We start from the raw sequence: 11,163 nt of genomic DNA on the forward strand, positions 1-11,163 counted from the left end.
CGCGCCTAGAGCACCTGATGAAAGCGTATCGGATAGCCAAAGCTGTCCTTTTCGAACGCCACGTCTCTGTCGTTCTCGCCCAGCAATAGGCTGTAAACGCCGTTTTCCTCATAACGGCTCATGGCGATATACAGCACGACCTCCCGATGGTCAGCGATCGTAAACTGTTTGCGCCTGGCGTTGATTTCCAAGGTAAACGCCACCACAGGATTGTTGTTCAGAAATACCGAGGTCTGCTGCATGGAGACGATCCTGCCCTGCGCTTTCTCGGTCACCTGAAAGGGCGTGGCGTCATTGGGGGCGCGTATATCCACCTTCTTTTGGATATAAATAAAGTTAAACACCGCCAACGCCACCGCCACGAACAGATTGATGACCATGATCAAGATGATTTTATTCGCCATGAACTCTCCCTTTGCCGTTCTTCCGGCTCCCGACATGAGCGAGGTAAAAGTGCCCTTGCGGGCACTTTTCATTAAGGGCCGGGCTTATGACGATTTACGGCCAAACAGCTGCGAGAAGGCGCTAATCCCGGCATCGATGACGGCGCCAATGCCCTCACCGAGTTTGGCGCCGGCGCCCGCCGCATCCGCGTGGATCCCGAATAGACCGGTACCGGCATCTACGATGGCGCCAATGCCATTGCCCAGGATTTTGCCGGCATCGGAAGCGATGCCTGCGCCGGAAACCGCCATGACTTCTGCTTCAGTCAGTTCTTTCATACTGTCTCCTTTGTATTTATCGACATGTTTAGTAATGAAAAAATGAAACCCTCACTGTTTGTTCACCTCCTTGTTATCTGCCCACGAAAGACCCTGTTGCCAATGCGTTCACCCGCGCGGCGGTGACAATGTCAGAACAGGCCGAACTCACGGCAGAGATAATCGGCGACGCCATTGCGGCTGTTGGGCAGCGCAATCGGGTTAAACGGCAGCGCGCGCTTCAATTCGCCCATGGCATTGCCCATCACCACCCCCGTTCCGGCCCAGCGCAGCATGTCCAAATCGTTCATCGCATCGCCGAAAGAGAGGCAATCGCGCATCGCTATCTGTTTGGCGCTCAGATAGTCGGCCACGCTTCTGGCCTTGGAAATATGCTTATCCATGATGTCTATCGTTTCCGCAGAGGACTTACAGATGGACAGCGTTTTTCCGAAAGCCTGACTGACCTCGTCGTAAAACCGCTCGATCAGCGCCGCTTCACCCTGCAGCAGCACTTTCAGGATCGGTTGCCGTTTCATCGCCTCCGGCTCGACATAGCGGCAAGCGACGCCCGAGGTCTTGATATAGTCGGCAAAATGCGGATTCTCTTCGGCCATCATCCATCCTTCCTGGGTGAACAACGTCACGTGGAGCGGACAGGCGAAGAGGTAATCCATCAACATCATTTGGCTGTCGCGAGGCAGGAAATAGCGTTTATCCGCCACCGGCCGCCCCTCGATATTGACCATCGCGCCATTGCAGGAGACGATCGCCGGCGAGAACCCCAAGCCATCCACAATCCCGCGCGCATCCGCATCGCAACGGCCTGTCGCGATGACGATTTCCAGCCCGCGGGCATGCAGGATATTGAGCGTTTCCACCGTCAGATCAGACAGATTCCCGGCAGGATCCAGCAAGGTTCCGTCAAGATCGCTCACGATCGCCCGGTATTTTATTTTGCCGTCGATAGCAAGCCACATATCATGCCTCCTCCGCCTGGATAATCCCGTCTTCGGCGCGGATTTCGCTGTCGGGCGGAAGGTGGGCGATCGCGAGCGCAATGGCCTGAAAACGGCGTCCTACCGCAACGATGGTCTCCTGAGCTATCTCGTGAGAATCATAAAACAGTGAAATGGCGAGCCGTTCCGCTTCGGGGAACAAGCACAGCACCGTTTGGTGGTTGCTGCCGCTGACGATATCCGTCACCCGGAACGTAAACGGCAAGCGCGGATCCTTCTGCGGTTGCGGCATGTTTTCAAACACAAACAGGCTGCCGAACGGCGAAGTGGGCACCCATTGTTCGTCGTAGCGGTTCAGTTCGGAAAAGGCGTACTTCTGCCTCAGCGTCTGGGAGTCCGCGATATCGGCCAGCAACGCATAAATGGGCCGGCGGCGAATCGCCTGCAGGCGCAGCACCGGGCTGGCGACACACAGGCCAAACAGCGTCTGCACCTGCTCAATATCCGCCGGGCGCTCGCTCATGGTCGTGCCGATCGCGATATCGTCACAGGCCAGCGCTTCGGCCAGCGCCAGCATCCAGGCCAGCTGCGTCAGTTGATTGACCGTGATCCCCTGGCGCCGGCAAAACGCGGTGAGGCTTGCCACCTGTTCCGCGGTGAATTCCGCGCCATATTGCCGCATGCGTCGCCCCTGCGGCGCGGCATCCGGCGCAGCGCTCAACGGCAAACGTTGGTTGACCGGCGCTCCGCGCAAATAGTCCGCCCAGAACGCCTGCGCTTCGGGATCGTCGCCGTGCGCGCGCACATAAGCGGCGAACGGCTCAAATCGGTTAATTTCCAGCGTCGGCGCGCCCCCTTCCAGCAAGGTGAGGTAGTCGTTGAACCAGTGTTCGAACAGAACGCCGAGGGACCAACCGTCGAACAAGATATGGTTAAAGGTCTGCACCAAATAGTGCTCATCGGCGTTCAACTTGATCAGGCGCCAGCGGATCAACGGCGGCGCATCCAGCTCAAACGAGGTTTCTCGTTCCCGGGCCAACAGCGCTTCCATCCTTTCTTCCAGCGAGGACGGCGGCGCATCGGTCCAATCCTCGATCGCGATCGGCGCCTGCAGCGTCTCGCAGATGAAGACGTTGGGCCGCCCACGGCGGGTTTGATCGCCAAACCCGGCGCGCAGCATTTCAAATCGCTGCAGCGCCAGCGACCAGGCCTGGTTCAACAGCTCCGGCTGCAGCGGGCCGGCCACCTCATAAACGGCCTGATCGATCTGATACTCGCGGTTAAGCCGGTTGAAATACATCAGTTCCCGCTGCGTAACCGTAGCCTCGAAAACGGCGGCGATGCGATGACGTTGCTGCCAGTGGTCCAACTCGGCGAGGCTGACGTCGGCATGGGGGAAGTCCCCCGGGCTGGCGAGGCGAACGCCCTGGCTCGCCTCGTGGCAACAGTGTTCGACCAGCGCCGACACGCTCTCCCTATAGTGCGAACCGATCCGGGCCAGCGTCGCCTGCGGCAATAAGCCCGACATCACGATGCTCAGCCGGTCGCCGTGCACGTAGAGCACCAGATCCAGCACATTGTCGCTCGCCGGCAGCGCGCCGTTTTCCAGATCCGCCGTTTGGTCGATCAAGGCCCACAAGGCGTCGTCAGTCTGTTCGTTAAAGACGCCGAGATAGTTGAATGAAATGGCCGGCAAGCGGTGGCGCCGCAGACAGGCTATCGCTTCGTCGTCCGACGCTGAACCGTATTTCAGCGCCGAATAGCCGATGCCGTGATCCGGCATCTTTCTTAATGTGTCCTTGATGGCGCGCAGCGTGTGTTTTGGGCTCTGATGCGCGGTGATGCGCAAAGGCAGTAAGGCGGTGAACCAGCCGACAGTGTCGTCGAGCTGGATCTTATCGTCATTGATATCGCGGCCATGGTGTTCGAGCGTCAGGTAACTGTCCGCACGGCCATGCCAGGCCTGCAGCACCGGCGCCAGCGCCGCCAGCAACACCTCGCGGGTCGAGGTACGGTAGGCCTGATGACAGGTGTCCATCAACAGCGTCGTCAACGCCGCGTCGCACTCTAAGCGGCAAAACGCCGGACTCTGCGCCCCCTCGCTGAGCGTGGCGTAATCGGGTTGCCCGGCGATCATCGCCAACCAGTAAGCGCATTGGTCATGCCGGCTCGCCGCGTAGTGCCTTAACGTCTCGCCCCACTGCCGGTAGCTGGTGCCTTTCGCCGACAGCGATTCGCCCTGATGCAACCGTCGCATGTCTCTGACGATGATGCGCCAGGACACCACGTCGATGATCAGATGATGGAATGCGCAGAACATCAACGCGTAGCCGGGCGCGCTGCTGTCGAAAATGTAGACGAAGCGGCACAGCGGCCCTTCTACCGGATCAAACCCCGATTGCCATTGATGCAGAAGTTCGGCGCGGCTTTGGCGACAAAGCGCCAGGTCATAGTATCCCCATGAAGGGCCGCCGTCGGCCACCGACAGATAGCGCTGCGCGACCAGCGCGCCGGCATCGTCGGCGCTAAACCGCGCGCGCAGCATGTCATGGCGCGACGCCAGCCCGTTCACCAGATCGGCCACGCGCTCGGCGGACATCGGCGGCACCCGCACCAAAAAAGTCTGGTTGAAGAAGGCGCGATGTTGCGGCGGCTGCTCGTTGTACCAGCGCTGAATCGGCAACAATTCGAATTCGCCCTGCAGCTCGCCCTGTTCATTGAGCGGCGCAATCGCGTCCCGTTGCTGCAAGATGCGCTTGGCCAGTGCCCGCGCATTCCGGGTTTCGAACACCGCACGCGAGTTGCTGTGATAGCCCGACTTGCTCAATTCGCTGGTGAACACGATGCTTTGGATCGAATCGCCGCCCAGACGAAAGAAGTCGTCATCCACCCCAACCCGTTCAACGCCGAGGATCTCCGCCCACAGGGCGCAAATCAACGCCTCCAGCGCATTCTGCGGCGCGGCATATCGCTCGCTTTGCGCGAATTGCGGAGCGGGCAGCGCCGTGCGATCCAGCTTGCCGTTCACCGTCAGCGGTATCTCGTCGAGCGCAACATAGCTGGACGGCACCATGTAATCCGGCAGGATCCGCTCCAGCCGGGCGCGCAAATCGGCAGGATCCAGCGGCTCGCCCCGCGCCATCAGCACATACGCGGCAAGGCGCTTGCTATCGCGATGGACGACATCCACCACGACGCATTTCTCGACGCCCTCCAGCGCATTGATCGTATTTTCTATTTCGCTGAGTTCAATTCTGAAACCGCGGATTTTTACCTGGCAATCGTTTCTGCCGAGATACTCCAGATTGCCGTCGCGCAACTCTCGCACCCGATCGCCGCTTTTATACAAGCGTCGCCCGTTCAGCGTAATGAAACGCTCTTGCGTCTGCTGCGGCTGGTTGAGATAGCCGCGCGCCAGCGCGTCTCCGCCGATATACAGCTCGCCGGCCAGCCCTGGCGGCAACGGCTGCAGCCAGCGATCCAGCACATGAAGTTCGCGCCCCGGTATGGCTCGCCCAATCGGGATGCTGCTGCGGGTTTCGTCCGCCGCGATGGCGTACATCGTGGTGAACGTGGTGCATTCCGTCGGGCCATAGCCATTGATGACCTGCTGCGGGCGGTTGGCTTGCCGCACCAGGCGCTGCATCAGCGTGGCGGTCAGCGCCTCCCCGCCCACCAGCAGACAGCGCAGCCCGGCGAACAGGTCGGGGTGACTGAGGTAAAGATGATCGAACAGGCTGCGCGTCGCCCACAGAATCGATACCTGCTGCCGACGCAGCAAGGCCTCCAACTGCGGCACATCGCCGGCGATATCCTCCGTATCGCGCACGACGACCAATTTGGCGCCGTTGAGCAATGCGCCCCACACCTCGAACGTCGCCGCGTCGAACGCCGGGCTCGAGAGGAAGAGCAACACGTCATCGGGCGTGACAGCGATGCCGGATGCGGTCGCCAACCCGCACATCGCGTGTTGCTCGAGCATCACGCCTTTCGGGATCCCCGTCGATCCCGAGGTATAGATCACCGCGCCGAGCCGGTCGGCGCCGGTGACGGCCGGCAGATTCTGCCGCTCGTGCGGCAGGCGGTTCAGATCGCCCAGCGTGAGGACGGACACGGCGTGCGGCATCATCGCCGCCAGCGCCTCGGCGGCCGACTGCAGGCTTTCCCCGGCGATGAGCACCGGCGCACGCGTTTCTTCGAGAATATGCCGAATGCGCGCCTGAGGATAATTGCAGGAGAGCGGCACATAGGCCGCACCGGTTTTCAGCACCGCCAGCAGCGCCACCACCATTTCCAGGCTTTTCTCGCTGTACAGCGCAATCAGCGTGTCCGCCTGAGGGGCGCCCCCGGTCAGCGCTTGGTAGCGGAGCGTAATTTCGCGCGCCAGGCTATTCGCCATGCCGTTCAGCTCACGGTAGCTGACATGCAGCCCCTCAAACTCCATCGCAATCTTATCCGGATAACGCAGCGCGATCGCCTCAAACCGGGCGCTGAGGGTTTCTCTCGGCAACGCAGGGACCGCGTCGTCATCTGGCGGCATGTCGGCGGCGGGATAAAAGGCGAGGTGGCGTAAAGGCGCGTCAGGCGCGCGCATCGCCGCTTGCATCAAACGCATGAAATGTTCCGCGCAGTCGCGCATGTCATCTTCGTCAAACATGTCCTGACGAAAACGCAGCCGGAACTGCAAGGCATCGCTGTCGGCCCGATCCTCATATTCCAGGGAAAGCGACGCGCTGGCCATATCGTGGTTGGCTTCAAACAACGGCGAAGTGGCGCAATCGGCCAGCGCCAATGCCGCATCGCGCAGGTTGGTTTGGGCAAAGGAAATCGGCATCGCGCGGATCCCCAACGCCTGCACCACCTGTTGCGTGGGCAGTTGGTTAAACCGTTGGCGCGAGTGCGGCGCCGCGGCGGTAATAAACGCCAGCGCGCGTTGATAAACGGCGGCGAAGCCTTCGCCGTCACGCAGCGCGAGGGGCATCACGCTGGTGTTGACATGCCCGCCAAGCGCAAATCTTTGCCCCTTTTTAATCGACACCGGATAGCTGATATAGACCGTTTCCTGATTGCCGCTGCGCGCCATCAAGATGCCCCACAGCACCAGCAACGCCAGAAAGTCATTCATTCGCCGTATTCCCGCGCTCTGCTTCAGCGCTTTCCATTGCGCTTTGGGCACCTGGAAACGCAGCTCGGCCGCCTCATCGTTTCGCACGGCGCCGCTTTTCTCAAAGGGCACGTCTATCGCGCCCAAATTTGCCGCTTCGGCCCGCCAGTGGGCCAGCGCTCCATCGGCGGCCAGTTGTTCCACCTCGCGCTGCAGCTGCCGGTTGATGGCGGCAATCTCGGCCGCCTCGAGGCGGGTCGATAGCCGCTGTTGACCATAGTACTGGCTCACCAATGAGAAAAACTCGTCGGAAGACGCGCCGTCGATCACCAGATGATGGCCCACCAGCGCCAGGGTATAGCGCCCCGGCCCCTCGGCGAAAAGCGCCCAACGATAAAGCGGCCCGCGGTAAATGTCGAAGGGCTGGCGAATCACTTGGGTCAGCAGCGTGCGGTCCGTGTAATGCTGCAAAGGATGGATTGCGTCATTGCGACGCCAATACAGTTCGCCATTCCGTTCATGAATATGGCTGTTCAGCAGGACATGATCTTGCACCAGCGCATTCAGCGCAGCTTGTAATCTGATGGGATCCAGCGCGCCCTCAATACGCTGCAGCACCAATACGTTGTAATTACAGCCCTCTGGATGGCGGTCATATTCATCGATAAAAACTTTTGAATAGGGTGATACAGGAATCTCTTCCATGACAAACACTCCATTTAGAATACACGTGCCCTGCTTAACGGCGATCCATGCGGCATACCCAAACCTCTTTCGGCATCAGCTCGCTTATCTTTTCTGAGTAATAACCGATCAGCATGTTGATGCGCTTTTCTGCAATGACCTCCGCCGCCTGAGCGCAAATCGACTTGTAAAAACCAATAGGGATCATCACTTTGCAACGGCTATGCAGGTGCCGACAAACGCCGATGGCCCAGGAAAAACACTCCCTGGAAGGATTGGAAATATCCAAAAGTTCGGCACACTCACTGGAACAGCCAATCACAGCGTAGAGATTGCCTTTATTGATATAATGAATTTTATGATACAGAGGATGTTTTTCAATATATTCAAATGCGCGATGATCTTTTTCTCGCCCCAGATTATTGATAAAGCTGGCCTGCCGCGCTTGGTCGCCCTCGGTAAAACGAAAGGCCATAAACTTATCAGGCTTTAAGGTTAATTCGACGAAGGGATAGATTTGCGTATTGGTCGTTAAATACTTTCTAAAAATCTTTTCATAAACCCTGATCTTCCTGTCATCGGAAAAGCAGATATCCGCCGCCACATCCGAACGCCTGGCCTGCAGGAAAAAATCTTTCAAGACGGTGGAAGATTTGACCTGACGGTGGATCCCAAGATCGCCAAGCATATTGACATCAAAAGACAACCCATTGATTTTAAAAGGATAAAAACTGGATACAAACATCCCGAGATAACGTTCTTGATCCTTGTAAAATATGCCCGTTTTTTCCATCGGCGCCCCACAATGCGGATCGAGCAAATGCTTCCAGTGCAGGAAACGCTCCCCGCCCAAATCTCTGCCATAAAGCTCTTGCAATAATTTGAAATGATTATGAGAAACCGCTTCTCTCACAAAGACAGCCATGTTTTATCTCCCTATAAAACCGATTCCATGCCGGGCGGAAATCAATAAAAGATGACCGCTCAGCGCCGCTGATAATACGGCGCCGGACCGTTCGCTTCCTTTCCCTGATTAACAAGAGTCGCTGTGCATTTTTAACCAGCGCAAGAATTCAATATTATTATCAATGTTCAGTTTTCTCATGGCCGAACGTTTATGAATACTCACCGTCTTCGGGCTGATGCCGAGCAACATCGCCGTTTGGTTTTGTGAATAGCCCAGATGGATTAAACGGCACACTTTCCCCTCGCTAAAGGTCAACTGGGTACGACAACGCGGGCAATAGCTTGAAACCAAACTATTTTTCTTGCGATAGCAGAACATGACCTTGTCCACGATCGCCGCCACGCTGTCTTTGCGCGTAATACTTCCGGCTTCCAAATTGCAATGAATTTTAGGGAATGTCTTTTTATGCTCCAATATTGAAAAATAGAGCGGAATAGAAGAAAAGTTGCCCTGCAAAAGCTGGGTATGACAAAAATTTATGGACACCCGCTTGTCCGGCGCCCTGAATATGATGTTGGCACGTTCTTCTCCCGTGATCTTGGCCTTAATGCCATTCGTGAGAAAACCTTCTTGCAAGGCAAGACTCAACCCCAGCTTGAAGAATTGATTTTTATCCACAATAGCGATATTGACGCGCTCCATTAACAAACCTCCCTTTTGACTACGCTTGCTCACTCTCCTTACTGCAATATCATTGCTGTGATTATTTTTTGTTTTAACGTGCTTTTTAATAAAAAAGCGTTATAGGCGAAGCAAAAAAGACCTTGCCTCGCAAAAGTGCATTTTATATATAGGGTTATATAAATCATCTGCCCTGGAGAGCATACAAAAGCAAGACGCGGTAAGCTGCCGCGCTTCGCAAGGGAAATTGTTATCGTAAGATATATTTATAAGGCATCATTGCCATCAGCATCACGGTGCTAAGATTTTTCTCTGATACGTTAATTTTACTCCAAGAGCGCAATATATCCAGATAAATATCGAAAAAACACATAATATAGAACATAACATTGCGCGACATTGATTGTTAAGAGAATCCGTTTATGCATTAGGAATTTACTTATGATAAAGGCAGGATAATGCTTTTTTCGCGCGAGGCGGTGGGGTCATCGCAGACCCTATTAAACAGAGTATAACCATATTCATTTTATTGTAAAAAAATTGCATAAAAAAAAGCTACACTTTATGGCAGTAAGTGATTCCCGCCCTTTCATGTAGACGGCAACAAAAAAGAAGAAGGCGAACCCATCGGCCGCCCGCGCAAGAAATGCCTGGTAGGAGTAAAGATTTTTCAGGAGTGATGCGCAGCGCAGAAAGATAACGCGGCATCGTTGACGAGCGGGATGATTTATATTTTTTTTATCCTCATCAATTTTTTAGCCTCCAGGCAGGAAACCAACCCGAGGTGATCTTTTTTTAGCTGCTTGTCGCTCCCAAGAGGAAGAATGACTTTGAACGTTTGCAACTTACCGTGATTATTATAGATATCAAAGACTATCACCGGCGGGCCATAACCCAGGATCATGCAGTCTAAAAACCGCAGAACGGCGCAGCCCAAGCGGCTCCTGGCCTCCCGGATGATTTTATCCGCAAGCTCATCATACCGGAAAGGTCTTTCCGGCGTCGTCAATACCTTCATAAGGTCTCCCTTCTGGTATATATCATTCCGATTTAAAATAATAACCTCATAAAACCGCCGCCGTTCAAGGCGAGTAAGATATAAAAACCCAGGCTTCGGCAATATATAATCTAACGATGCAAAATCAATCTAACAAAAAACACAATAGTATAAAAAAACAGCACGAGTTTTATTGAAAAAACGACCTGATTTGCAATAATGAAATTGCCTGAAGTAAAGGGCTAACTGAAAAAGGAGTTTCAATCATGAAAGAACTATCCGCAGTAGAAATTGAACAAGTTAACGGTGCTGGTTTTTTTGGTGACGTAGGCACACTGATTGGCAGTGCGGTAGGTACAGGTATTGATACCATTTCCGCGATTGCCGGTGTTAACCCGGATGCCAAAACCGTTGTCGGCACCATCGGTAAAGGTATTGGTCTGGCCGTCGATGCGCTGATTTCCAGCGGATTGCAGATCATCTCTAAACTGTAATAACAACTCATAATCATCCCTTCCTATTTTTTAATTCGCTTCATTTTAAGCACCTTCGCGGGTGCTTTTTTTTACACCAAAGAATCAAAAAATAGATAAGGTCAGAAAAACCAATATCCAAAAAAACAGGCTGGGTATCACCATGATAAAAAAACCCATGCGTTTATTGGCGTTTTTGAGCATCCAGTCATAGATCATCGCAACACTCCTTGTGAATACCAGGAGGCATTTCCGCCTCCCGGTATTTTATCCATCGAGTTTTTGATTACAGTTTCGGCACTTTGGAAAAGAAGTCCGCCATTTCGTGCGGGAACCCTTTCGCAATCGCCGGACGAAGATCGTCCATGGAAACATTAAAATCTTTCGGCTGCTCACTCGTTTGCATTTTTTGGTGTGCGTTCACATTCGATTGCAGACCATTAAAAATTCCCTTCATATTGCCGAACATATCATCGCAAGATTTTGTCACATTACTCATGACCGACTTGGCCGCATCCGGCCCCGACATTTGAATATTGCTGACGCCTTGCATAAACGGTTGACTCAGCGACGATTGGGAATTGGTGCCCAAATTGCCGCCGGCCTTCATGGTTTCTAAAATTTTGGCTGGATCTAACATGTTTATCACCTCTTTAC

General features: G+C 54.7%; 9 protein-coding genes. 1 reads left to right on the plus strand and 8 read right to left on the minus strand.

The genetic code is table 11. From position 1 onward, the window contains the following. Positions 1–5 precede the first annotated feature (5 nt). The 7 genes from ACJ8IP_RS07200 to ACJ8IP_RS07230 form a co-directional block, all read right to left on the minus strand. Positions 6–404 (minus strand): hypothetical protein, encoded by a 399-nt coding sequence (locus tag ACJ8IP_RS07200; RefSeq protein WP_042784953.1) that lies wholly within the window; start codon positions 402–404, stop codon positions 6–8. A gap of 84 nt (positions 405–488) precedes the next feature. Further along, the gene (locus tag ACJ8IP_RS07205; RefSeq protein WP_004935304.1) at positions 489–722 is read right to left on the minus strand and encodes a hypothetical protein; all 234 of its coding nucleotides are present in this window, start codon (positions 720–722) and stop codon (positions 489–491) included. Positions 723–853: 131 nt separating this feature from the next. Then, positions 854–1,681, minus strand: coding sequence for a Cof-type HAD-IIB family hydrolase (locus tag ACJ8IP_RS07210; protein ID WP_033643650.1), 828 nt, complete (start codon positions 1,679–1,681; stop codon positions 854–856). A gap of 1 nt (position 1,682) precedes the next feature. After that, on the minus strand, positions 1,683–7,469 hold the full coding sequence (locus ACJ8IP_RS07215; protein ID WP_442524342.1) for an amino acid adenylation domain-containing protein: 5,787 nt from the start codon (positions 7,467–7,469) through the stop codon (positions 1,683–1,685). A gap of 34 nt (positions 7,470–7,503) precedes the next feature. Continuing rightward, complete coding sequence (locus ACJ8IP_RS07220; protein ID WP_442524343.1) at positions 7,504–8,373, minus strand: hypothetical protein; 870 nt, start codon at positions 8,371–8,373, stop codon at positions 7,504–7,506. A gap of 108 nt (positions 8,374–8,481) precedes the next feature. Beyond that, entirely contained in the window at positions 8,482–9,057 is a 576-nt protein-coding gene (locus tag ACJ8IP_RS07225) for a helix-turn-helix transcriptional regulator (RefSeq protein WP_004935315.1), read from the minus strand. 706 nt (positions 9,058–9,763) lie between these two features. After that, positions 9,764–10,054 (minus strand): hypothetical protein, encoded by a 291-nt coding sequence (locus ACJ8IP_RS07230; protein WP_004935318.1) that lies wholly within the window; start codon positions 10,052–10,054, stop codon positions 9,764–9,766. A gap of 245 nt (positions 10,055–10,299) precedes the next feature. Between ACJ8IP_RS07230 and ACJ8IP_RS07235 the strand changes: the two genes are divergently transcribed. Next, positions 10,300–10,527 carry a hypothetical protein gene (locus ACJ8IP_RS07235; protein ID WP_004935320.1) on the plus strand — a complete coding sequence of 76 codons (228 nt, stop codon included), beginning with the start codon at positions 10,300–10,302 and terminating at the stop codon, positions 10,525–10,527. A 265-nt stretch (positions 10,528–10,792) separates the two neighbouring features. Here ACJ8IP_RS07235 and ACJ8IP_RS07240 read toward each other — a convergent pair whose 3' ends face one another. Beyond that, positions 10,793–11,146: a DUF6277 family protein gene (locus tag ACJ8IP_RS07240; protein ID WP_033632662.1), complete on the minus strand. Its 354-nt coding sequence runs from the start codon at positions 11,144–11,146 to the stop codon at positions 10,793–10,795. Positions 11,147–11,163 lie beyond the last annotated feature (17 nt).

The organism is Serratia sp. CY52157 (genome assembly GCF_052168495.1).
Classification (GTDB): Bacteria; Pseudomonadota; Gammaproteobacteria; order Enterobacterales; family Enterobacteriaceae; genus Serratia; species Serratia ureilytica.